Here is a 23652-nt window from a genome sequence, read left to right on the forward strand (position 1 = left end):
CAATGAACCAGCACGGAGGGTTTTTATTTTATGACTTATTTTGATTCGAAATTAAAAATATTTACTTGCAATTCTAACCCCAAGCTTGCCCATCAAATTGCTGATTATATCGGGATCCCCATGGGTGAATCTCACACAACCAGCTTTAGTGATGGCGAGATTCAAGTGAAACTCTCCGAGAGTGTTCGGGGTTGTCACGTTTATATCGTGCAGTCCACTTGCTTGCCGGTTAATGATAACCTGATGGAAATGCTCGTTATGATTGATGCACTCAAACGGGCATCTGCCAAGACGATTAACGTCGTTATTCCTTACTATGGCTATGCAAGACAGGATCGCAAGGCACGTTCACGTGACCCGATTACAGCGAAACTGGTTGCTAACCTGATTGAAAAAGCGGGTGCAACCCGTGTCATCGCGATGGACTTGCATGCAATGCAGATCCAGGGATTCTTCGACATTCCAGTCGACCATTTGCTTGGCGTGCCAATTCTGGCTCAATATTTCCGGTCGAAACAGATCGAAAATCCGGTTGTTGTGTCGCCTGACCACGGTGGCGTAGTGCGCGCACGTAAACTGGCTGATTTCCTGAATGCACCCCTGGCGATTATCGATAAACGTCGTCCTGAGCCAAATGTGAGCGAAGTGATGAACATTATCGGTAACATCGAGGGTAAAACAGCTATCCTGATCGATGACATTATTGACACGGCGGGAACGATTGTACTGGGAGCGAATGCTCTGATGGAAGGCGGCGTAAAAGAAGTATACGCGTGCTGTACTCACCCGGTATTGTCCGGACCTGCGATGGAACGTTTGGAGAATGCACCATTGAAGGAAGTCATCGTAACGGACACCATTCCAATTACGCATGCTAATCCGACAAGCAAACTCAAAGTGTTGTCTGTAGCGCCTTTGCTCGGAGAAGCGATTATCCGGGTTCATGAGGAATTGTCAATCAGCAAGCTGTTTGAAATTGAATAAGGATGTCTGCATAAAGTAGTAGAGGGGTTACGTTTTCCGGTTCAATGGAAAATGTAACCCCTGTCGGCGTGCCGTTTTATTAAAAGTGAAACAGACGCTGGTCAGCTAATACCCGGGGCGGGAGATAAATCGGAAACGACGCCGATGAAAAAGCGTGTCGGCAATTTCGACGAATTGATTATCGAAACGTGTGATTAGACCAATCTCAATATGGGTGTCGCGGTCGTATACCTGTACAGGTACGTGATATTCGAGATGATAGATAAAATCGCTATGTTGAGTCAGTTGTCCATTGTCTTCGCGCAAAACCCGCTCACCTTCCTGGGTCGATAAAATATTAACTGTGAACACTACAGTAAATCGATCTTTACTTTCTTGATATTATATGAAATATAAGATTCGAAGTCTATGCCTCACCTCAGGCTAATCCGAAGGAGGGAACAAGATGAAGTGGATTGTCGGACTTGGAAATCCAGGCTCGAACTATGCCAAAACCCGTCATAATATCGGTTTTATGGCACTGGATCGGTTGGCTGATCGTCATAATATCTCCATGACACAGAATAAATGTAAAGCGCTGATTGGAGAAGGCAACATTGGCGGTGTGAAAACCGTACTGATCAAACCAATGACCTATATGAACTTGTCTGGTGAATCGGTTCGAGCATATATGGATTTTTATAAAGTTAGTCTTGAAGATCTGATTGTTGTGTACGACGACATGGATACAGAGATTGGCAAAGTCAGATTGCGTTACCAAGGTAGTGCAGGCGGACATAATGGAATCAAGTCCATTATTCAGCATACCGGTACACAGCAGTTTAACCGGGTGCGCATGGGAATATCCCGGCCTGAACCAGGACATGCCATTGTTGATTATGTACTGTCGACATTTATGAAGAAAGAAAAGGAAGCCCTTGATCAGACCATTGAGCAAACATGTGATGCCCTGGAGCATAGCTTGACTCATACGTTTGAACAAACAATGGCGAAGTTTAACGGTTAATTTTGTAAGACATACTGGTAAAATGATCATAAAGACGGGTTCGATTCAGCCATACTGGACATACTGGATGTATAAACCATGTTCAGGAGGCATAAACATGTCAGTGAATTACGTATGTAGGCATTGCCGTACCTTTATTGGACGAATCGATTCTGCCCGGATAACGGAAGTAGAGCTCGGCTTTCATTTCTTGACCCCCGACGAGCGGAGGGATATAATAGCGTATAATTCCGGTGGTGACATTACCGTTCGGATTACATGTGATTACTGTAAGGAAGCCCTGGAGCACAATCCGGAGCTTAGCCTGCTCGCGAGTCCGCTTCAGTAGACATCGCCTGTACAGGATCGAATGACAGTTGAGGGCGGTTGCGTAATAACGCTCCACCTTTTATAGCCTTGGCAGCCTGCTGAGGCTTCTTTTCAGTTGGCATGAAAGTCATGGCTATCTCGAAATCAGGCTCAGCCGCATCAACAGATGTGGCAATGTTGCGAGTAATCCGATATGATGAAACAGGACAAAAAGGAATTTGTATCCATTTTAATAGTGATGCTACGCGTATGCGTGAGATAATCAAGTAAGTTATAAGAGAGGTGCCCCTTTTGTTACAAGCACTTATACAGGCTTTTTCCAAAGATCCGGACTTCGGATCCATTACAGCCGGAATCAAGTCCGGCATGAAGGAACAATTGGTTTCGGGTTTATCCGGCTCGGCGCGTCAGATTATGCTGGCTGCCTTGCATCAGGAAATGAACCGACCATTGCTCGTAGTAACACATAATATGTTTTCAGCTCAAAAAATTGCAGAAGATTTACAGGAAGCGCTTTCACCTGATCAGGTGTTGATCTATCCTGCCAACGAACTTGTCGCTGCGGAAGCTGCTGTTTCCAGCCCGGAAACATTGGGTCAGCGTATTGATGTGTTGGTCCGTTGCGCCCAGGGATTCAGGGGCGTTGTTGTTATTCCTTTTTCCGGGGTAAGACGTTATGTTCCGCTTCCGGAAGTGATGGCCAATGCTCGAATTTTGATTAAACAGGGTAACACACTTCAACTGGACTCCTTCCTGCTGGAGATGGTAAAGCTCGGGTACGAGCGTGTGGAACGCGTGGAATCTCGTGGTGAGATGAGTGTACGCGGAGGTATCATCGACTTCTATCCGGTTACTTCATCGATCGCATATCGGGTGGAGTTATTTGATGATGAGATCGACTCCATTCGGACATTTGATCCAGCGGATCAGCGTTCGATTGAACGGATTGAAGAAATTACGGTTTTACCATGCAAGGAGTTAATTGCAGATCGTGAACGTATGGAAAAGGCTGCCGATGCGGCTGCTCTTTTGCTGGAGCAACAACTGGAGAAAATGACAGACCGGCAGGCGAAGCTGCGTCTTCGTGAGGAAATTCACCGGGAGATTGAGCTTTTGCGGGAACACGTGTATTTCTCCGAAATGTATAAATATATTTCTCCGCTCTATCCGGAGAACAAAACGATCTACGACTATATGCCAGAAGATACCCTGCTGGTTCTTGATGAGCCTGCCAGACTATCGGAGACATCAAAACAGCTGGACCGTGATGAATCGGAGTGGAACCTGCATTTGATGCAAAACGGGAAAACACTTCCGGATCTTCCATTATCCGCAGACGGTGATGAACTCTTGTATGAGCGTCCATTCCAGACGCTGTTTATGTCGATCTTTTTGCGCCAAGTTCCACACACCCAACCACAGAACATTCTGAACTTCATCAGTCGTGGTATGCAGGATTTCCATGGACAGATGAACGTACTGAAGGCAGAGATGGAGCGTTGGCAGAAGGCCGGAGTCAAAGTGCTCATGCTGGCGAATGGTGAGGAGCGACTCGAGCGGATGCGCCGGGTACTGATGGACTATGATATTCCAGAGCCAGAGATGATGATCGGTAATTTGCAAACGGGATTTGAAATGCCGTCCATTCATTTGGCTGTTGTGACCGAGGGCGAGATGTTCTCGCAAAAACAGCGTAAAGTACGCAAACCGATTCGGAATGTAGATAATGCTGAACGGATCAAATCCTATAGCGAGCTAAAAGTGGGCGATTATGTCGTTCACCAGAACCACGGGATTGGTAAGTACCTGGGGATCGGCACCCTCGAAGTTGGCGGTATTCATAAGGACTACATGCATATTCTCTATGCGGGTGGAGACAAACTGTCTGTACCTATTGAGCAGATCGATCTGATTCAGAAATATGTTGGTTCCGAAGAGAAAGAACCGAAAATATACAAGCTGGGCGGCAATGAGTGGACACGGGTTAAAAATAAAGTACGCACATCTGTACAGGATATTGCTGATGATCTAATTAAGCTGTATGCAGAGCGTCAGACCTCCAAAGGGTTTGGATTCGACAAGGATTCTGCGGAGCAGCAGGAGTTTGAGGACATGTTCCCTTACGATGAGACACGTGATCAGGTGCGTGCGATCGAAGAAATCAAAAAGGACATGGAACAAAACCGTCCAATGGATCGTTTATTGTGTGGGGATGTTGGTTACGGCAAAACCGAGGTGGCTATTCGGGCTGCATTTAAAGCAGCTATTGAAGGCAAACAGGTGGCTGTCCTCGTGCCAACAACCATATTGGCACAGCAGCATTTTGAGACGTTCCGTGAGCGCTTCTCCGGTTATCCGTTCAACATTCATGTGCTTAGCCGGTTCCGCTCCCGTAAAGAGCAGAATGAAACAGCGAAAGGCATCAAGGCAGGTACAGTGGATATTGTCATCGGGACACATCGATTGCTGTCGCAGGATCTGGTGTTCAAGGACCTAGGACTGCTCATTGTTGATGAAGAACAGCGCTTCGGTGTAACCCATAAGGAAAAACTGAAGAAGCTGAAAACCAATGTAGACGTGCTGACACTGACGGCAACGCCGATTCCGCGTACGCTTCATATGTCCATGCTGGGTGTGCGTGATCTGTCCGTTATTGAGACTCCACCAGAGAACCGTTTCCCGGTGCAGACCTATGTGGTTGAACACAGCCAGGCGCTTGTTCGTGAAGCCATTGAGCGTGAGCTTGCCCGTGGTGGGCAAGTGTATTACCTCTACAACCGTGTTCAGGGAATTCAGGAGATGGCTGCCGAAATTTCTGAGCTTGTGCCTGAAGCCAAAGTTGGTGTAGGACATGGTCAGATGTCGGAAACAGAGCTGGAGAAAACGATTCTGGACTTCCTAGACGGTGAATATGACGTGCTTGTGAGCACAAGTATCATCGAGACCGGGGTAGATATTCCGAACGTAAATACACTGATCGTACATGATGCGGATAAAATGGGACTCTCCCAGCTGTATCAGCTGCGCGGACGTGTGGGTCGTTCCAACCGTATTGCGTATGCCTATTTCACGTACCAACGGGATAAAGTGCTTACTGAAGTTGCTGAGAAACGTCTGCAATCAATCAAAGAATTCACCGAACTGGGTTCGGGATTCAAAATCGCCATGCGTGACTTGTCGATTCGTGGTGCGGGAAATCTGCTAGGAGCGGAGCAGCATGGTTTCATCGCTTCCGTCGGGTTTGACCTGTATTCCCAGATGCTTGCGGAGGAGATCAACAAACGCAAAGTTACGATGCTTGGCGAGGAGCCGGTACCTTCAGATCAGTGGAACACAACCCTGGATCTCAGTATCGATGCCTACTTGCCGTCCGATTATATCTATGACAGTATTCAGAAGATTGAGATCTACAAAAAAGTGGCGGTCATTGCATCCTTCGACGATGCGATGGAGTTGGAAGACGAATTGGTTGACCGATTCGGTGATCTTCCGGAAGCCGTCATTAACTTGCTGGCTGTTGCGCGGATGAAAGTATACGGCAAAATCTACGGTATTGAGTCCATTTCCCAACGTGGTGAGGACATTACCGTGAAGTTCTATGAAGGGCGTGAACATGCCTTTGAACTCTCGAAAATCGCGCACATTGGAAATCAGTTCGAAAGACGTGTACAATTTGAACAAGGACCCCATATGCTGATTCACGCTAAAGGCAAGGGGCTTGGGGATAAGCAACTGATGGAGCTGGTAGAGAAAATTCTGGAGTCCATGAAAACTGCTTTTAAATCAAAGGGGGAACTAAAGGATGTTACCAAAGTATAAAAAAGTAGGAAAAGTACTGTCTGTGAGCATGGTTGCAGTACTATCCTTATCACTGCTTGCTGCATGTGGCAAGAAGGAAGAAGCAAAAACACCTGAATCCACGGATACAAGTGCTGTAGTCGCTACGTATGATGGTGGTACTATTACAGCCAATGAATTCGATATGGAGCAACGTGTCATGAAATTCCTCTATCCGGAGTATGCACAAATGATGGATATGGACGATTTCAAAGAGTATCTGGTAAAACAGGAAGTTGCTTATGAATATCTGAGTGGCAAAGCAAGTGAAGAAGCCAAAACAGCAGGTACAAAAGCGGCAACTGAGCAATTCGATAAAATGAAAGCTTCTGTTCAGGCAGATCAATGGACAGAAATGCTCAAAGCTCAGAAACTGACTGACGACAACATTAAAGACTACATGACTCGGATCATGACAGTAATCAAAGATAAAGAAACAGGCGTTACGGACGATGCAATCAAGGCTGAGTTTGAGAAAAATAAAGATCAGTTCACAACGGCTTCCGTTCGTCACGTGCTGATTAACTTCACAGATCCAAAAACGCAAAAAGAGCGTAAAAAAGAAGATGCACTTAAAATTGCAAAAGAAGTAAAAACCAAGTTGGATGGCGGAGCTGATTTTGCTGAAATTGCAAAAAAATATTCCGAAGATCCAGGTTCTGCTGAAAAGGGTGGACTGTATGAAAATACACCTGTAGGTAGCTGGGTAGAAGCATTTAAGGAAGCTGCAAAAACGTTGCCACTGAACAAAATCAGTGATCCAGTAGAGACAGAGTACGGCTACCATGTCATGAAAGTGGAAGCTCGTACAGAAGCTGACTTTGCCAAATTGACGGCTGAACAAAAAGAAAGTCTGAAGAGCCAATTGGCTGCAGCCGAAATCGATACGTTCATGCAAAATGAATTGGACAAAATCGTAAAAGAAGTTAAACTGCCAAAAACAGAAAAAGCTGAAGAAGGTAAGACTGAAGGCACAACTGAAGGCACTACGGGTACAGGAACTGAAGGAGAAAAAACAACCGAACCAAAAACGGATGACTCCACAGGTACGGATACCAAGACTGACCAAGGTACGACTGGAACAGACAAAGATGCAACTACAGATGAAGGTACAAGCAGCAAGTAAGCTGGTAAAATTGCTGTGTTAGCATACGTTCAGGGGTTGAATTCGCCCGAATGAATGCCTTGTACTTCGTAAATATGGACAACCATGCAGAGAAGCAAGGGGAGGACTTAGGACCTCCTTCTTGCTTCTTCTTGTATACATTCAAGCCGTATGGGTACATGGTCGCCTTCTTCGAAAGTTACACAACTATATTCTCCGAAGCATGTATAAGGAAATGGGAACAGATGAATACTATGGTCAAGATATCACACTAAACGTTCTGGGACTTTCCTCTACCCATTAAGGAACAGTAGTTGAAAAATCTTCTCGAGAAAGTGGGGCAACATGTGAAATGAAAGCTACTGGTATTGTCCGCCGTATAGATGACCTTGGTCGTGTGGTCATTCCAAAAGAAATCCGCCGTACGTTACGTATTCGTGAAGGTGATCCACTGGAAATTTTCGTGGATCGTGATGGAGAAGTTATCCTTAAAAAATATTCGCCAATTGGCGAACTTGGTGATTTTGCCAAAGAATATGCAGAATCCCTGTATGAGAGTACAGGACATGTAACGATGATTTCTGACCGGGATACCATTATCACGGTGGCAGGCGGCTCCAAGAAAGAATATTTGGACAAGCAGGTAGGTCAACTGTTAGAGGGATGTATGGAAAACAGGAAGACCATTCTGGAAACAAACAATGGTTCTTATGAACTTAGCAAAGATCATGACGAGACGTTATCCTCTTTTGTTATTGCGCCGATTATTTCAGGTGGTGACCCCATCGGAACGGTTATCCTGTTCAATAAGGACGAATCGGTGAAGATGTCTCAGATGGAAGTGAAGATGTCTGAGACGGCTGCTGGTTTCCTTGGCAAGCAAATGGAACAATAGACCGCAGATCAACTCCTGGTGCCCTGTCTTGGGCATACGGGAGTTTTTGCATTTTAAGGGACAACGAAGTTAGTCCGGATGATTGTGATGGGGGAGGGTTAGTCTGTGTGCCTTCAGGCAGTTATAATAGCAAGGTATGCTTAAAAGGATTACGCAGGGAGGGAATTATGAAACAGCCGTCTACAGGCTTAAGGCTGCTACAGGGTGCATTTATACTTGGGCTTGCCGCCATTATCTCTAAAATTATTGGTGCTTTTCAGAAGATTCCGCTGCAGAATCTGGGGGGAGACGGTGTATTTGGCATCTACAATACGGTATATCCGTTATATATGCTCATTATCACGCTTGCTGCTGCAGGGTTGCCTCTGGCCGTATCCAAATTTGTAGCAGAACAGAACGCACTTGGAAGACCAGACGAGAGCAGAAGAATTATTCGACTATCTTCCCTACTGCTCGGGGGAATTGGAATTATAATGGCGCTCTTGATGTATGCAGGTGCGCCACTGATTGCTGACATGATTGGCAACCGCCATGTGGTTCCATCGATTCGTGCTGCTTCATGGGCGTTATTGTTCGTACCGGTGATGACAGGGCTGCGGGGATATTTTCAGGGATTACAGCAGATGGTTCCAACAGCGGTATCACAAGTGGTGGAGCAGACGATACGTGTCACCGTCATGATTGTTTTGCTTCTGTGGTTGATGAGACGGGATGCTTCGCTTGAGACTATTGCCGCTGGCGCCATGATGGGCTCCGTTGCTGGTGGAATGGTTGGACTGTTAACCATGTTAGGTTACATGGTCCGTCATCGGCGGAAAGGCAGGGAAGTCGTCACCGAACAATTGGATTCGGAATGGAGCAGTAAAGGCGGGGAGGTTGGATCAGATCGTCATGAGCGTCAGGAGAATACACCGGTTACGCCGCTGAAGAAAACGGTGAGTGCTATTAACCCGGCTCTGGCAGAAAGATCACGATCCAATGGGGAGTGGATCAAGACGCTACTCATGTACGCCATTCCCGTCTGTCTCGGGTCGCTGGCTGTGCCACTGATGAATCTGGTGGATACCTTCACTGTACCCCGATTGCTGCGGGGAGAAGGACTGGACGAGCTTCAGTCGATGGTTTCCTTCGGCATCTACAACCGTGGATTGCCGCTGGTTCAATTGGTGACGATGCTTGCCACGTCACTATCTGTGCTCTTTATTCCGGCGATGGCGGAAGCCCGGTTAAAGGGCGGGCCAGAAGCCGTCCGGCAGCAAGCAGGCCTCGCGCTGCGCTGGTTCTGGTTGATCGGCCTGGCGGCATCCGCGGGTCTCGCGGTGCTGGCGGAGCCGATTAACCGCATGCTGTACGGAGATGCCGCAGGCACCGAAGCACTGCGGTACATGGCGCTGACGGCTGCGGGCAGCACCGTCAGCATTATTGCGGCGGCGCTGCTGCAAGGCCTCGGCGCCGTGCGCGCACCCGCGTTCAGCATGCTGGCCGCCGCAGGCGTCAAGGCGCTGCTGAACGTCATGCTTGTGCCGGCGCTGGGCATCAGCGGCGCGGCTCTGGCAGGCGCAGTCGCCTACATGCTGGCGGCTGGCCTGAATGTGGCGCTGTTGGCGCGACTTGTCGCCCTGCGCCCTGCCCCTGGCGCCGTCCTGGCGAAGCCGGCGCTGGTGATCGCCGCCATGAGTCTGGCGGCGTTAGGCACGGCCTGGGCCGCCGAAGCCGTGCTCGGCGGCATGGGTGTCGCGGCCGACCGCAGGCTGGCCGCGATGGGCGTGAGCCTGCTGGGCATTGCCGCAGGCTCGGCCGTGTTCTTGCTGGCGGCGGCCCGGACAGGGCTACTGACCGCCGCGGAGCTGGCGGCTGTGCCCAAGTTGGGGCCTCGCCTTGCCAAGCTGCTGCGCAGACTGCGTGTGCTGCGCTAGCTTCATGCTCACGGTGCTTCTACACCCAGCACAGCGAATATGTAATTATAGGATATCGAATGATTCTGGTATAATACGTGTAATTAGTCCTGTTCAGGCATGATGAATCATTGAGCTGGACAGGATAGTCCGGATGGAGGTTTACGTAATGAGTGCAGCTTTAACCGTAGTGGGTCTTGGATCTGGAGATGTAGACCAACTGACCGTAGGTATTATCAAAAAAATGAAACATGCAGCTACGCTGTATGTACGTACCCTGGATCATCCCGTTTTGAATGATCTGAAGCAAGAGGGACTGGTAATGACCTCATTTGATGCCATCTATGAGGCGAAGTCCTCCTTCCCCGAGGTGTATGATGAGATCGCGAACCAACTGATAGAGGCTGCTCGTAAGGGTGAGGCCGGAACCGAAGTTGTGTATGCCGTTCCGGGTCATCCCATGGTGGCAGAAGCAAGTGTGCGCCTACTCAAAGAGCGTTGTCCGCAGATGGGTATTTCACTGCGTGTGATGGGCGGGGAGAGCTTCCTAGATGAAGCTTTTATACGACTTGGATTCGATCCAATCGAAGGTTTTCAACTTCTGGATGCCAGCAGCCTGAACACGGAACTGGTACAACCACAGCTACATACGTTGATCGGACAAGTCTACGATGTGTTCACTGCTTCGGATGTGAAGCTATGCCTGATGGAGGTTTACCCGGATGATTATCCGGTATTTGTGGGTCATGCGTTGGGTGTGCAGGGTCAGGAGGTCATTCACAAGATTCCATTGCACGAACTGGACCGGATCGAAGGGTACGGCAATCTGTCACTGATCTATGTACCGAAGAACACCGATGATGCCTTGCGTCGCAGATCCTTTGCGCGTTTGCATGAGATCGTCAATATTCTTCGCAGTCCGGGTGGCTGTCCATGGGATCAGGAGCAGACGCATCAATCCATTCGCAAAAACCTGATTGAAGAGACCTATGAGGTCATTGAGACGATCGATGAGGATGACCCCGACCATATGAAAGAAGAACTGGGTGATCTGCTGCTGCAGATTTTATTGCACTCCCAGATGGAAGAAGAGGTTGGTACATTTAATGTGTATGATGTCATCGAAGGTTTGAATGATAAGCTGATCTTCCGCCATCCACATGTTTTTGGCGATAATCAGGCAGAAGATGCGAATGAAGCTCTTCAGAACTGGGAACAGATGAAGGCAGAGGAGAAGAAGCGCAAAGGCCAGGATCAACAGAAGGTTTCCGTGCTGGATGGTATACCGCGTGACTTGCCTGCATTGATGAAGGGATACAAGTTACAGAAGAAAGCAGCCAAAGTAGGCTTTGACTGGGATGATGTTGAAGGCGTGTTTGCCAAGATCGAGGAAGAACTGGCGGAGTTGAAAGAAGCGGTGCAACAAGGCCAGTCTGCGGAAGAACGGAAGCTCGAACTGGGTGATTTATTATTCGCAGCCGCGAACGTTGCAAGATTCATCGATACGGACCCGGAAGAGGCACTTGCTGCGACCAACCGCAAGTTCATCGGGCGATTCCAGTACATCGAAGAGCGTCTTCGCGAACAGGGAAGAACACCAGCAGAAAGCAATGTAGAAGAGATGGAGCAATTCTGGCAGGATGCGAAGAAGGCAGGATTATAACAGGTTCAATTTTCTGGGAAAAGCCAGATAACCTTATTCCATCATGTTATGCAGTGTGTTATGATATACGAACATGTGTTCATCTGTGTTGACTGGGATAGGTGTTTAGCGACGGATGGTTTCGGGTACTGGTCTTAGACTGTTGCCTGAGTACCATCGACAAAAAGCTAAAAAAAGTCGCGGACTAAGGCAGGATTTCAGATGCCAAGCCAGAATACATGTGTAGTGACCTAACGCGAATCAGCGGCAATCGATGTATTGTCAGGAATCGCAGATACTTTTTTTTCAATTTGGGAGGCTTTTAAAAATGAACAAAACAGATCTGATTAACAACATTTCAACCAAAAGTGGTTTGACTAAAAAAGACGTTGAGTCCGTATTGAACGGCTTTTTGGGAGAAATTACAGATGCACTTGCCAGCGGAGACAAAGTACAATTGATCGGCTTTGGCACTTTTGAGACCCGCAAACGTTCCGGTCGTACCGGACGTAACCCACAAACAGGGAATGAAATCGTGATTCCTGAGTCCACTGTTCCTGCATTCAAAGCAGGCAACAAACTTAAAGAAGCCGTAAAATAATGCGTCTTGATAAATTCCTGAAGGTCTCCCGGCTAATCAAACGCCGCACTGTGGCCAAGGACGTCTCTGAACAGGGACGTGTTCTGGTGAACGGACGTGAAGCTAAGCCCAGCGCCGCTGTCAAAGTGGGCGATGAGCTGACGGTTCAGTTCGGTCAGAAACTGGTCACTGTGAAGGTGGAACGAATTGCCGAGAGTACCAAGAAGGATGAGGCGAGCAGCCTCTACACCTTGGTGAAGGAAGAGCCGATCGCCAAGGATAACGGAATGAACTGGTAACAGTACATCTGGTATAAATATTCATTCAATGCAAGTTGAATCGAAACGTCCTCCTGTAACAGGGAAGGGCGTTTTTGTTTTTTACTGGATGGCGGGTTATTTGTTCAACAACACTGGTTCTATTCCAACTTCCACACCCATAAGCTAGGTGTAAGAAGGAGGGGTACATGCCATGGTTGAGCACGGTAAGGCCAAACAGCATCATCTGAGCATGCAGAATCGGAAACTGCTGGATCTGACGGGTGTCTCCAACGTGGAGAGCTTCGACAGTGAGGAATTTTTGCTGCAGACTGAACTTGGGCATCTGACCATCCGGGGGCACAATTTACATATCAAAAACCTGAGCCTGGAGGAAGGTCTGTTATCCATTGAAGGCACTGTCAGTTCGCTCCAATATCTGGACCCCGGTTCCCAGTCCAAAAATGGTAAAGGCCTGTTTGGCAAGATGTTCCGATGAGTCCGGATACTCAATGGATCACATTGATGTGGATGCTTACTTCGGGGGTCGTGATGGGAATGGCCTACGACAGTTACCGGGTACTGTCCGGACAGCTGCGATTTCCGAGATGGAGTATTCACACGCTCGATCTGTTGTACTGGGTTGCTTCCGCGCTGTTCGTTTTTCGGATGCTATACGCCGGAAACCACGGACAGTTGCGGTTTTATGTCTTTTTGGGGCTGATTATAGGGGTTTGCTTCTATTTTTGGCTTTTAAGTGTTACAACCCAGCGTTTTGTGGTAATGTTAATTAAACTCGCAAGAACGCTGATTCATTGGTGTGGACATATCCTTAACATCCTGATCGTTATGCCGGTTAAAGGAATTTATAAGTTTATTCGCGTATTATTCGGTTTTGTAATTGCGATACTATTATTCCTGGGCAGGCTGGTGCTACAGTGTTTGGTACCTTTCGGCAAGTTGTTCCGCTGGATGTTTAGGCCGCTCCTGAAACATTGGGTAACGCCACGCTTCATGATCCGTGTGGGTACAAGAATTGCAGCGATGTGGAAACGCTGGTTTTAAGGAGGTCCGTAATGGGTAAAACACCTGTGGGCAGATCAAAGGCTCCAACTAACCAAGGAAAATCTGCCGGTGCAAAAAGGCGCCTCATGCTTTGGATGACGTTTATGATTGTATTTGTAATATGGGCAGGATATACATTCCTTGTGCAGACTGCACAAATTTCGGACAAGAGTTCTCATCTGGCCACTCAGCAAGCTTCAAAGGAAGATACGTTGAAGAAGCTGGAACAGTTGAAGTACGAAGTCAGCCGGTTGAATGACCCTGAATACATAGGACAGCTGGCACGGAAAAAAGGATATTATCTTCCTGAGGAAACGCCGATCCAGGTTGAAGAGTCAGGGAACTGATGGAATTCGGTCTATTACCGAGCTAGGTTTGTTATCCGTGTGTCTGAAGCCGTTAAACCGGAAAAAATAGGCTCTCTGATGGGGTAGTGTTCAGTTGACCTTGGTTTATGGCATAAGGTATAATTACATTAGCGCAGCATTGATTTTGGCATTCAAAAAATCGGGTTGTATATTTTTAAGGGAGGATCATTTTATTCTATGGCAATTGAAGTGGGCACCAAGTTAGAGGGCAAGGTGACAGGAATCACGCATTTTGGAGCATTTGTGGATCTGTCAGGAGGTGTCACGGGTCTCGTTCACATCTCGGAAATCGCCGACAATTACGTCAAAGATGTCAACGACCACCTGAAGCTGAATGACCTCGTTACAGTGAAGGTTATCAACGTTGACAAGGATGGCAAGATCGGACTTTCCATTAAGCAAGCTGTTGACAAACCGGTTGAGCAACAAACCCAATCTAGACCCCCGAGAGCTCCTAGACCGGAACGCAGTGGAGGAGATCGCGAACGATTCAGCGGCGGAGGCCCAAGTGGTGGCCAAGGTCGTGGTGGTGGCGGCGGTGGATTTAACCGTGGTGACCGCGGAGGCCGTTCTTTCAAGCCCGCAGCAGGCAAACCTTCATTTGAGGATAAAATGTCACGCTTCCTGAAAGATAGTGAAGAGCGGATCTCTTCGCTTAAGAAGAACACAGAAGGCAAACGCGGAGGCCGTGGAGCCAAGCGTGTGTAATCTGTCACAACCTGATCTAAACATATAAGTAAAACCGTTAGCCCATGGGCTAACGGTTTTTTTGCGTTTCTTTCACAGATAAGTAGTTGAATAGCTTTTTTTGTAAGGTGAAGCTCCATATCCCCAGTTTTTCTGCACGGCAAAATGAAACCATAAGAATATTTGTCGTCTACCATTTTTTACCGACAGGTTTCCGTGGCATTCCACAGTTATCCTGCTCAAATGGTGGCGAGACCAAACCATCTCCGGTTCAAAATCAGACATTCCGATTGTCGGAATCAAGTAGGAGAATGAATGAAACCACAATAAGGCCGGGGTTTCGCTCCACCGCGCCAGGCTTGTTTCTTTTGTCGTAAACTTTTTGGACCCTGCCCACCTATTCTGACAAACTACGTCTTCTAATCTATCTATAATCAGAACCATCGAGAACGAAACACGAAAATTCAAATTAATCGAATGGGGTGCCTTGAGGATGATGGAAAAGTGGAATGTCATTCAATTTCCGGGAATGAAAGCAGGTAAAGGAGGTACGGAAGCTCGGGAGGAGCTGTCGGTACGTCTGAAACAATGGCTTGGCTCCCGCAAGGCTGTCCAGATGGTTGCTTCCCGCAAATGGGTACTGCTGCTTACGTTTATGGGGTTCCTGCTCGGAAAGGCAATGATCCTGAATGAGTTATCTCCCTTTGCCATTGCTTACTTCGCCGTAATTGCTTTCATGCGCAGGGATTACATCATTCCGGTAGGCGCTGCACTTCTCGCAGGTAGTCTCTTTGCACCGTTTCCGGTACCACTCATTGTTGCATCGGAGATCGCAATCTTTTATCTGCTCTTCCGCGGTCTGGAGTCATATGATCGTGCTGAATTATCTTATGCACCAACGATGGTGTTTACGACTACATTTATGGTCAAGTTATTCGCGGTTGTGATTGGACCATCCTTCAGCTGGTACGCGATGCTGATGCTCACGATGGATTCCGTACTAAGTTTCGTGCTCACCCTTGTTTTTATACAAGCCATACCGATCTTCACCTACCGCAAAAAAAAGTTCAGCCTAAAGAACGAGGAGATCCTCTGCCTGATCATATTGCTCGCTTCCGTTATGACGGGAGCCGTAGGGTGGACCATTCAGTCTTTATCCGTCGAGCATATGCTCTCCCGTTATCTCATATTAATCTTTGCGCTGGTGGGCGGAGCCCCCCTTGGAGCCTCAGTTGGGGTCATTACCGGCTTGATTCTGAGTCTTGCTGACATGTCAGCGGTGTATCAGATGAGCCTGCTTGCTTTTGCCGGGATGCTGGCGGGTATGCTTCGAGAGGGTAAACGTGCAGCGGTTGCACTGGGCATGCTGCTGGGTTCGTCCATTCTATCCATATATCTGGGAGGACCGGGCGATGTGATGAATTCATTATGGGAGACGTGTGTAGCTATCGTACTATTCATGTTAACACCTAAAAGCCTGATGACGGCGATATCCAAATATGTACCGGGTACGCAGGATCATACCAAATCGCAGCATGAGTATGCCAAACGGATACGGGATATCACGGCAGAACGGGTAACCCGGTTCTCACAGGTATTCCGTCAATTGTCACGCAGCTTTGATCAGATGTCCGGTGCAGGGGAGCAGGTACAGAAAGAAGGTGGAATGGACCATTTCATGAATGCGGTTGCCGAGGGCACATGTGCAAGCTGCTTCAAGCGTACACAATGCTGGGATGCGAAGTTTATTCAAACCTACAAATATATGACGGACGTGATGAGTACGATTGAAGGAAACCCGGAGATCTCAGGCAAGCAGATTCCAGTGGACTGGAACAGGGTGTGTGCGAAACCGGAAGAGGTCCTTGAAGTCATGCGCGCCCAGTATGGACTGCATCAACATAACATGCAATGGAAGCGTCAAATTATCGATAGCCGGCAGCTGGTTGCAGAGCAATTGTCCGGTGTATCTCAGGTCATGGAGGACCTGGCCAAAGAAATTCAGCGGGAAAGTGATGAGATGGTACAGCAGGAGGAGCAGATTCGGGACGCACTGGAGTCACTGGGCTTATCCATTCACTCCATTGAGATCATCAATCTGGAAGCGGGCAATGTAGAGATTGAGATTGTACATGCATATACACGTGGATTCGATGAGTGCCGGAAAATGATTGCTCCGCTGATCTCGGATGTACTGGACGAGCATATTGCCGTCTTGCATGAGACCATGACCGATCCTCGTCAGGGACTGGCAACCGTCACGTTTGGTTCGGCCAAAACCTTCGAGGTTACCACGGGTGTTGCTGCCGCCGCAAAAGGGGGAGATGTGATGTCAGGCGACAGCTTCAGTACGGTTGAGTTAGGCAACGGTACATTCGCGGTGGCGCTCAGTGATGGAATGGGCAATGGAGAACGGGCACGCATGGAGAGCAGCGCGGCGCTGAACATACTGGAACAGTTGCTACAGTCCGGCATGGACGAGAAACTGGCGATCAAATCCGTGAACTCCGTTCTGATGCTGCGCTCCCCTGAAGAGATGTATGCAACAGTGGATATGGCGCTGATCGATGAATATACGGCAGAGACCACGTTTATGAAAATCGGATCGACGCCAAGTTTTATCAAACGAGGACAGGAGGTTATTCAGGTTTCAGCCAGCAATTTGCCAATCGGTATTATTAAAGATATTGAAGTGGATCTGGTGACGGTACAGCTTCAGCCGGGGGATATCCTCATTATGATGACGGATGGCATCTATGATGCACCGGGGTATGCGGTGAACAAAGAGTTATGGATGAAACGGCTCATTCAAGAGATTGATACAGATGATCCACAAGATTTGGCCGATTGCCTGCTTGAAAGTGTCATAAGATATCAGCAGCATGAGATTTTGGATGACATGACCGTCGTTGTTGGAAAAGTAGAGCATTTCCGCCCTGAATGGGCCACACTGCGTGTGCCTGGCATCAACCGGATGGAGCGTCCACGGACCGTCAGTTAATTGCATATTTCTTCTGTTTGAAGTCTCTTCATTCTGGCAATGCTAGTCATAGAGTTGGAGAGTAACGAATAACGGAGGGATATCGGATGAAGCAAATCTTATTGATTACCGACGGTTGTTCCAATGTAGGACCAAGTCCGGTGCTGGCAGCGGCCGAAGCGCTGGAAGAGGGGATTACGGTTAATGTGGTTGGCGTGATTGATTATGGAACCATTGGTGAGCTGGGTAGCCGGGAGATTGAGGATATTGCCAGAGCCGGAGGTGGAATCAGCCAAATTGTAGGTACACGGCAGCTTGCCCATACGATGCAGATGATGACAAGGAAAACGGTGGTTCAGACCATTCAGCAGGCGGTTAATAGAGAGTTAACACAAATTTTGGGAGAGAAGGAGCCCAAAACGGTAACCGATCTGGAGCCTGCACAACGCGCCCGGGTCGTGGAAGTGATGGATGATATGGCTGAAACTACAGCCTTACAGGTTATATTGTTAATCGACGTCAGTGCCAGCATGAAGCCCAAACTGGCTGCGGTAGAAGAAGGCATTCGCGATTTAATGTTAAGTTTGCAGGCGCGTATAGGTCAGAGCAAGCTTTCCGTATTTCATTTTCCGGGACGACACAGTGGAGAAGATGCGGTAATGGATATTGACTGGACAACGGATCCAGGCCGTGTTCGGTCCTTGTTTGGAAGGTTGCAGATGAAGGGTGCAACGCCGACAGGTCCTGCAATTCAGAAGGTGATTGATTTTTACCGTTATGGTACACTGGAGAAACAGCAGGAAATAGAAGGGAACTATCGCATTGAAAGAGAAGGGATGCTCGGTGACAACGTTGTCTGACGCCTCTTTCCCGCCAGGAACAGTGGTTACAGGGAAATGGAATCGCAGTCGATACACGATTCGGAAGCTACTGGGCAAAGGAGCTAATGGCATCGTTTTTCTTGTCCAACGGGGTGAAAATGGCAAACACTATGCGCTAAAAATGGGATTTGATCCGGTTGATCTGCAATCGGAAGTTAATGTGCTCAAATCTTTTCAACTACAGCGTAATCATGAGGCCCTTCGGCAGAGCGGCATTCCTTCCTATCTTAAAGATGTGGATGATTATGCCGTTCGTGGCCGGGATATTCCCTTTTATGTGATGCGTTACGTTAGAGGTGAGGCACTTCATCACTTTATTCGGCGTCAGGGGACAGACTGGACACTTCTGGTGGGACTTAGACTCTTGCAGAAGCTGGCACAATTGCATCAGGCGGGATGGGTGTTTGGTGATCTCAAACCTCAGAATGTGTTGGTATCCGACTATGGGCAGGTGGAATTGATCGACTACGGCGGAGTTACGTCGATTGGTCGAAGCGTCAAACAGTTCACCGAATGGTATGATCGGGGCTTCTGGAATGCAGGTAGCCGTACGGCAGATGGTACCTATGATGTATTTGCATTTGCATTATTATTGATTCATGTACTTGAAGCAGACGCGCTCAAGGCACTGGCGGCCGAAGGATTACCGCAACTGCGAAGTGTGAATCAGCTCGTAGCGCTGGTGGAGCGCAGTGAACGACTGGGTCCTTTTCGCAATTGGACGACTCAGGCATTACGAGGTCAGTTTCGTGATGCAGGCCATGCGGCACAAGGGTGGAAGGAAATGATGGCACGCCCCACGCCTCTCCGCCGTCGTTCCAAAAGTACAACACCGCGCTGGCTTATGAACGCATTCGCTGTATCTGTGATATTACTTATTGGAGTGCTCATCTATGCACTACTTTTCTGATCTGTGAGAGTGCATATACATAACGCAAGGAATGAGGAACAGGTATGGAGGCTTTACGCTGGAACATGCTGGTGAAGAACGTGCTGGATGCAGCGGAAGAGCATCAGTTATGGGTTCCCGGGGATCGGATTGTCGTCGCAGTATCGGGCGGGCCGGACTCGGTAGCTTTTTTGCATATCATGCACGAGATTAGCAAGCGGCATGTGCCACTTGAATTGATCTGTGCCCACGTGCATCATGGCTTCCGGAGTGAATCTGATGATGAAGCGGAGAAAATGATGGAACTGGCACAACAGCTTGGTATTACATTTGAATGGACCAAGGCTGATGTACCTTCATATATGGAGCTTACGGGTCAGGGACCACAGGAAGCAGCCCGCAACAAGCGATATGCCTTTCTTCATGAAGTGGCTTCCAAATATAATGCAGCAAGCATCGCTTTGGCACATCATGCGGATGATCAGGCAGAGACGGTCATGCTTCATTTGCTTCGTGGAACCGGCTTGTCGGGACTCTCAGGAATGAAGTTTAAAAGACGAGAAAAAAATGTGGAACTTATTCGTCCATGCCTTCGTATAAACAAGACAGACCTTGTAGAAGCTTGTAATACCCAGGGTTTTATGTATTTCAATGATGAGAGCAACGCCCTGCGTAAATATCGGCGTAATGCCATTCGCTTGGATGTGCTTCCTTTTTTGGGGCAGTATAATGGACAACTCACGCCGTCATTGAATCGGCTTGCCGAAATTGTGGGTGATGAAGACGATTTCATGGAGCAGAGTGCATATGACACATACAGGTGTCTAGTGCAGGTGAACGGCGGAAGGCAAACCTTTGAGGTGCCTTCCTTCTTGAAGTTACATGTCGCTTTACAACGAAGGTTGATTAAACTAATATTGAATTATCTGCCTTTGGACAGTGATTTTGTCGACTTTACCCGTATAGAAACCATTCGGCACAAGGTCATGGAGACCCATGTGACGACCTGGAGCCTGGATATAGGACAGACACTCGCCTGCACTCGGGAGTATAATCTGATTTCTTTTGGCATACGGACGGACGTACAGGATCAATCTTACGAGTATCGTCTTGCGCAATGGAGTGGAACTTATGAGCTTTCACTCACCCCAATTAACCGGTATATTCGGTTGATGACGGTGAGTCCCGAGGACTATCATGTACCGGAATCGGCGGATCAAGCCGCGTTTGATGCGGATCAACTGCTTATGCCGCTGGTTGTGCGTTCACGGTTACCTGGAGATACCATGAAAGTGATGGGATTAAACGGAAGCAAAAAGGTGAAAAATATTTTCATCGATGAGAAAATCCCCCCATCTGTCCGTCCACGTATTCCTGTGGTATGTGATGGAGCAGGTCATATCATCTGGTTACCGGGTGTTCGACGGTCCAGTGTGGCTCCTGTCAGGGAGGGCACTTCCGCAATCCTGTACATGACTGTAGGCGATTCAGCGATTCAGGGGTAGTGGTTATGGTTCAGGTAAGGCTTTCATAGTATAACTTAGGAGGTTCGCACAGTTGCAGAACGACATTCAGGAAGTATTGATCAGTGAAGAAGAAATTCAGAGTAAAGTCAAGGAATTAGGCGCAACACTAAGTGCCGAATATGCAAATCGCAATCCTTTGGTCATTTGTGTGCTCAAGGGTGCGTTTATATTTATGGCTGATTTGGTTAAAAACATAACGGTACCTGTTGAAATGGATTTTATGGCAGTATCCAGTTACGGCGCTTCCACCAAGTCATCAGGTGTTGTCAAAATCATTAAGGATCTGGATGTATCCGTAGAAGGACGGGAAGTTCTGATTGTCGAAGATATTATCGACAGCGGACTTACACTCAGCTATCTGATTGAACTGCTAGAAAACCGCGGTGCCGAGTCGGTGCGAGTGGTTACGCTGTTCGACAAGCCTTCAGGCCGTAAAGTTGAGTTGGAAGCTCATTACACAGGCTTTGACATTCCTGACGCGTTCATCGTTGGTTACGGTTTGGATTTTGCGGAGAAGTACCGGAACCTGCCCTATATCGGGATTTTGAAGCCGGAAGTCTATAGTAGCTAATATCCTGCCCGACCCAAGCCTTGAGCTGTTCTTGGCTTCTGTTGAGAAGCCATGTCGGGCTATGTTAAAATAATTAAAGTGTCTCGAGAGGAGGTAGGGGATGAATCGGTTCATCCGGAATTCTGGTTTTTATTTGATTCTTTTTTTAGTTGTGGTGGGGATAGTCCAGTTCGTCAGCAATGGCGGCGAAGCCACCGATAATCCTAGATATGATCAGTTGCGTGCAGCGATCAAAGCCAACAATGTCTCTGAATTGACGGTTCAATTCAACGGTCAAACGTATCTCGTGACCGGTCAATACAAGAAGGCACCTGATGGCGCCAAATCAGAAAATTTCTCAACGTATATTCCTCCTACGGATGAGGCAATTAGTGAGCTTGTAGCTGCAAGTGAAACTAACAATTTCCAATATCATCAGGAGCCAATGAAAGGTGACAGCATCTGGTTGACGTTGCTGACTTCCTTTATTCCTTTGATCATTATGTTCCTGCTGTTCTTCTTCCTGTTTAATCAGGCTCAAGGCGGCGGCGGTAAAGTAATGAACTTTGGTAAAAGCCGTGCTCGTCTCTACAACGAAGAGAAGAAGCGGGTTACATTTGAAGATGTTGCGGGTGCTGACGAAGAGAAACAGGAACTTGTTGAGGTTGTAGACTTCCTCAAGGACCCTCGTAAATTCGCAGCAGTAGGTGCGCGGATTCCTAAGGGCGTATTGCTCGTAGGGCCTCCAGGTACCGGTAAAACATTGCTCGCTCGTGCCGTAGCCGGTGAAGCGGGTGTACCATTCTTCACTATTTCAGGTTCCGACTTCGTGGAAATGTTTGTCGGTGTCGGTGCATCACGTGTTCGTGATTTGTTTGAAAATGCGAAGAAAAATGCCCCATGTATCATCTTTATCGATGAGATTGATGCTGTAGGACGTCAGCGTGGTGCTGGTCTTGGTGGTGGTCACGATGAACGTGAACAGACACTCAACCAGTTGCTCGTTGAGATGGACGGATTCGGAGTTAATGAAGGTATCATCATCATTGCCGCAACGAACCGTGCAGATATTTTGGACCCTGCCTTGCTGCGTCCAGGACGTTTTGACCGTCAAATTACGGTTGACCGCCCTGATGTAAGAGGTCGTGAAGCTGTCCTGAAAGTACATTCCCGTAATAAACCACTGACCAAAGATGTGAAGATGGATATTATCGCGAAGCGTACAACAGGTTTCTCTGGTGCGGATTTGGAGAATCTCTTGAACGAAGCGGCATTGCTTGCAGCGCGTCGTAACCGTAAAGATATTTCCATGAAGGAAGTTGACGAAGCGATTGACCGTGTCATCGTTGGTACGGAGAAGAAAAGCCGTGTCATCAGTGATCGCGAGAAACGAATCGTTGCTTATCACGAAGCAGGTCATACCATTGTTGGATACTTCCTCGAACATGCTGATATGGTACATAAAGTGACCATTATTCCGCGCGGACGTGCGGGTGGATATGTAATCATGTTGCCAAAAGAAGACCGTATGCTGGTTACCAAGCAGGAATTGCTGGATAAAGTAACCGGACTTCTCGGGGGTCGTGTAGCTGAAGAATTGTTCATCGGAGAAATTGGTACTGGTGCATACAGTGACTTCCAGCAAGCGACAGGTATTGTTCGCAGCATGGTTATGGAATACGGTATGAGTGAGAAATTGGGACCTATGCAATTCGGAAGTTCACAAGGACAGGTATTCCTTGGTCGGGATATCGGTCATGAACAGAATTACTCGGATTCCATTGCTTACGAGATTGATCAGGAAATGCAACGCTTTATTAATGACTGTTATGAGAAGTGTAAGGACTTGCTTGTTAAACATTCAAAAGAGATGCACCTGATCGCTCAAACTTTGCTTGAGGTTGAGACTTTGGAAATGGATCAGATCAAGCAATTGATCGAAACAGGTTCTTTGACTCCAAAAGCAGAGAATGACAATGATGGTGAAGGCACACCAACTGAAGGCGGAGAGCCAATCATCGACACCATCGGTGATGTGCGTGTTCGTATTCAAGGTAAAGATGAAACGCCTGAGCCACCAGCCGGAGATATTCCAAACGAAGCTCCGAATCTGGAAAAGGGTAATAACAATAACCCGGATGATGGCGGAACGAAGCCAACGTCTTAATGCATAATACATCTGGCTATGATAGCAGG

At 47.9% G+C, this 23652-nt stretch carries 21 protein-coding genes; 20 read left to right on the plus strand and 1 reads right to left on the minus strand.

The window, feature by feature from the left end; genetic code table 11:
- Positions 1–30 precede the first annotated feature (30 nt).
- Entirely contained in the window at positions 31–984 is a 954-nt protein-coding gene (locus MHI52_RS00205; RefSeq protein ID WP_017691370.1) for a ribose-phosphate diphosphokinase, read from the plus strand.
- A gap of 105 nt (positions 985–1089) precedes the next feature.
- Here the strand turns inward: MHI52_RS00205 and MHI52_RS00210 are convergent, their stop codons facing one another.
- Positions 1090–1290, minus strand: coding sequence for a hypothetical protein (locus MHI52_RS00210; protein WP_024633712.1), 201 nt, complete (start codon positions 1288–1290; stop codon positions 1090–1092).
- 139 nt (positions 1291–1429) lie between these two features.
- Between MHI52_RS00210 and pth the strand changes: the two genes are divergently transcribed.
- The 19 genes from pth (at position 1430) to ftsH (ending at position 23623) form a co-directional block, all read left to right on the plus strand.
- Entirely contained in the window at positions 1430–1990 is a 561-nt protein-coding gene (gene pth, locus MHI52_RS00215) for an aminoacyl-tRNA hydrolase (RefSeq protein ID WP_405158247.1), read from the plus strand.
- A gap of 97 nt (positions 1991–2087) precedes the next feature.
- Complete coding sequence (locus tag MHI52_RS00220; RefSeq protein ID WP_017691368.1) at positions 2088–2318, plus strand: anti-sigma-F factor Fin family protein; 231 nt, start codon at positions 2088–2090, stop codon at positions 2316–2318.
- Between the two features lie 272 nt (positions 2319–2590).
- A complete protein-coding gene (gene mfd / locus MHI52_RS00225) occupies positions 2591–6118 on the plus strand; it encodes a transcription-repair coupling factor (protein ID WP_036606125.1) in 3528 nt (1175 codons plus the stop codon).
- Positions 6102–7262: a peptidylprolyl isomerase gene (locus MHI52_RS00230; protein WP_036668467.1), complete on the plus strand. Its 1161-nt coding sequence runs from the start codon at positions 6102–6104 to the stop codon at positions 7260–7262. The genes mfd and MHI52_RS00230 overlap by 17 nt, the downstream gene beginning before the upstream one ends.
- Positions 7263–7593: 331 nt before the next feature.
- Positions 7594–8136, plus strand: a complete 543-nt coding sequence (spoVT, locus tag MHI52_RS00235; RefSeq protein WP_036606123.1) for a stage V sporulation protein T — start codon at positions 7594–7596, stop codon at positions 8134–8136.
- A 167-nt stretch (positions 8137–8303) separates the two neighbouring features.
- Positions 8304–10052, plus strand: a complete 1749-nt coding sequence (locus tag MHI52_RS00240) for an oligosaccharide flippase family protein (protein ID WP_405159344.1) — start codon at positions 8304–8306, stop codon at positions 10050–10052.
- Between the two features lie 148 nt (positions 10053–10200).
- Entirely contained in the window at positions 10201–11694 is a 1494-nt protein-coding gene (mazG, locus tag MHI52_RS00245; protein WP_340983798.1) for a nucleoside triphosphate pyrophosphohydrolase, read from the plus strand.
- Positions 11695–12001: 307 nt separating this feature from the next.
- Positions 12002–12274 carry an HU family DNA-binding protein gene (locus MHI52_RS00250; RefSeq protein WP_017691362.1) on the plus strand — a complete coding sequence of 91 codons (273 nt, stop codon included), beginning with the start codon at positions 12002–12004 and terminating at the stop codon, positions 12272–12274.
- Complete coding sequence (locus MHI52_RS00255; protein ID WP_036606120.1) at positions 12274–12552, plus strand: RNA-binding S4 domain-containing protein; 279 nt, start codon at positions 12274–12276, stop codon at positions 12550–12552. Before MHI52_RS00250 ends, MHI52_RS00255 begins: the two co-directional genes overlap by 1 nt.
- A gap of 172 nt (positions 12553–12724) precedes the next feature.
- Complete coding sequence (yabP, locus tag MHI52_RS00260) at positions 12725–13009, plus strand: sporulation protein YabP (protein ID WP_036606119.1); 285 nt, start codon at positions 12725–12727, stop codon at positions 13007–13009.
- A complete protein-coding gene (gene yabQ, locus MHI52_RS00265; protein WP_076329917.1) occupies positions 13006–13575 on the plus strand; it encodes a spore cortex biosynthesis protein YabQ in 570 nt (189 codons plus the stop codon). The genes yabP and yabQ overlap by 4 nt, the downstream gene beginning before the upstream one ends.
- 11 nt (positions 13576–13586) lie before the next feature.
- Positions 13587–13922 (plus strand): septum formation initiator family protein, encoded by a 336-nt coding sequence (locus MHI52_RS00270; protein WP_017691358.1) that lies wholly within the window; start codon positions 13587–13589, stop codon positions 13920–13922.
- Between the two features lie 198 nt (positions 13923–14120).
- The gene (locus tag MHI52_RS00275; protein ID WP_017691357.1) at positions 14121–14651 is read left to right on the plus strand and encodes a S1 domain-containing RNA-binding protein; all 531 of its coding nucleotides are present in this window, start codon (positions 14121–14123) and stop codon (positions 14649–14651) included.
- 472 nt (positions 14652–15123) lie between these two features.
- On the plus strand, positions 15124–17631 hold the full coding sequence (gene spoIIE / locus MHI52_RS00280) for a stage II sporulation protein E (RefSeq protein ID WP_179086611.1): 2508 nt from the start codon (positions 15124–15126) through the stop codon (positions 17629–17631).
- 86 nt (positions 17632–17717) lie between these two features.
- A complete protein-coding gene (locus MHI52_RS00285) occupies positions 17718–18470 on the plus strand; it encodes a VWA domain-containing protein (RefSeq protein WP_036668461.1) in 753 nt (250 codons plus the stop codon).
- Entirely contained in the window at positions 18454–19401 is a 948-nt protein-coding gene (locus tag MHI52_RS00290) for a protein kinase domain-containing protein (RefSeq protein WP_036606117.1), read from the plus strand. The genes MHI52_RS00285 and MHI52_RS00290 overlap by 17 nt, the downstream gene beginning before the upstream one ends.
- 44 nt (positions 19402–19445) lie before the next feature.
- Entirely contained in the window at positions 19446–20885 is a 1440-nt protein-coding gene (gene tilS, locus MHI52_RS00295; protein ID WP_253504665.1) for a tRNA lysidine(34) synthetase TilS, read from the plus strand.
- 52 nt (positions 20886–20937) lie between these two features.
- Positions 20938–21477 carry a hypoxanthine phosphoribosyltransferase gene (gene hpt / locus MHI52_RS00300; protein ID WP_017691352.1) on the plus strand — a complete coding sequence of 180 codons (540 nt, stop codon included), beginning with the start codon at positions 20938–20940 and terminating at the stop codon, positions 21475–21477.
- 100 nt (positions 21478–21577) lie between these two features.
- On the plus strand, positions 21578–23623 hold the full coding sequence (gene ftsH, locus MHI52_RS00305) for an ATP-dependent zinc metalloprotease FtsH (protein ID WP_036606115.1): 2046 nt from the start codon (positions 21578–21580) through the stop codon (positions 23621–23623).
- Positions 23624–23652: the final 29 nt, after the last annotated feature.

Origin of the sequence: Paenibacillus sp. FSL H8-0283 (assembly GCF_045040675.1) — a bacterium.
GTDB lineage: Bacteria > Bacillota > Bacilli > Paenibacillales > Paenibacillaceae > Paenibacillus > Paenibacillus amylolyticus.

What these genes read in the sequence shown, in the direction of transcription:
- MHI52_RS00205 (WP_017691370.1), top strand. Translation starts at nt 31, where the DNA reads ATGACTTATTTTGATTCGAAATTAAAAATATTTACTTGCAATTCTAAC.
- pth (WP_405158247.1), top strand. Translation starts at nt 1,430, where the DNA reads ATGAAGTGGATTGTCGGACTTGGAAATCCAGGCTCGAACTATGCCAAA.
- MHI52_RS00220 (WP_017691368.1), top strand. Translation starts at nt 2,088, where the DNA reads ATGTCAGTGAATTACGTATGTAGGCATTGCCGTACCTTTATTGGACGA.
- MHI52_RS00230 (WP_036668467.1), top strand. Translation starts at nt 6,102, where the DNA reads ATGTTACCAAAGTATAAAAAAGTAGGAAAAGTACTGTCTGTGAGCATG.
- spoVT (WP_036606123.1), top strand. Translation starts at nt 7,594, where the DNA reads ATGAAAGCTACTGGTATTGTCCGCCGTATAGATGACCTTGGTCGTGTG.
- MHI52_RS00240 (WP_405159344.1), top strand. Translation starts at nt 8,304, where the DNA reads ATGAAACAGCCGTCTACAGGCTTAAGGCTGCTACAGGGTGCATTTATA.
- mazG (WP_340983798.1), top strand. Translation starts at nt 10,201, where the DNA reads ATGAGTGCAGCTTTAACCGTAGTGGGTCTTGGATCTGGAGATGTAGAC.
- MHI52_RS00250 (WP_017691362.1), top strand. Translation starts at nt 12,002, where the DNA reads ATGAACAAAACAGATCTGATTAACAACATTTCAACCAAAAGTGGTTTG.
- MHI52_RS00255 (WP_036606120.1), top strand. Translation starts at nt 12,274, where the DNA reads ATGCGTCTTGATAAATTCCTGAAGGTCTCCCGGCTAATCAAACGCCGC.
- yabP (WP_036606119.1), top strand. Translation starts at nt 12,725, where the DNA reads ATGGTTGAGCACGGTAAGGCCAAACAGCATCATCTGAGCATGCAGAAT.
- yabQ (WP_076329917.1), top strand. Translation starts at nt 13,006, where the DNA reads ATGAGTCCGGATACTCAATGGATCACATTGATGTGGATGCTTACTTCG.
- MHI52_RS00270 (WP_017691358.1), top strand. Translation starts at nt 13,587, where the DNA reads ATGGGTAAAACACCTGTGGGCAGATCAAAGGCTCCAACTAACCAAGGA.
- MHI52_RS00275 (WP_017691357.1), top strand. Translation starts at nt 14,121, where the DNA reads ATGGCAATTGAAGTGGGCACCAAGTTAGAGGGCAAGGTGACAGGAATC.
- spoIIE (WP_179086611.1), top strand. Translation starts at nt 15,124, where the DNA reads ATGATGGAAAAGTGGAATGTCATTCAATTTCCGGGAATGAAAGCAGGT.
- MHI52_RS00285 (WP_036668461.1), top strand. Translation starts at nt 17,718, where the DNA reads ATGAAGCAAATCTTATTGATTACCGACGGTTGTTCCAATGTAGGACCA.
- tilS (WP_253504665.1), top strand. Translation starts at nt 19,446, where the DNA reads ATGGAGGCTTTACGCTGGAACATGCTGGTGAAGAACGTGCTGGATGCA.
- ftsH (WP_036606115.1), top strand. Translation starts at nt 21,578, where the DNA reads ATGAATCGGTTCATCCGGAATTCTGGTTTTTATTTGATTCTTTTTTTA.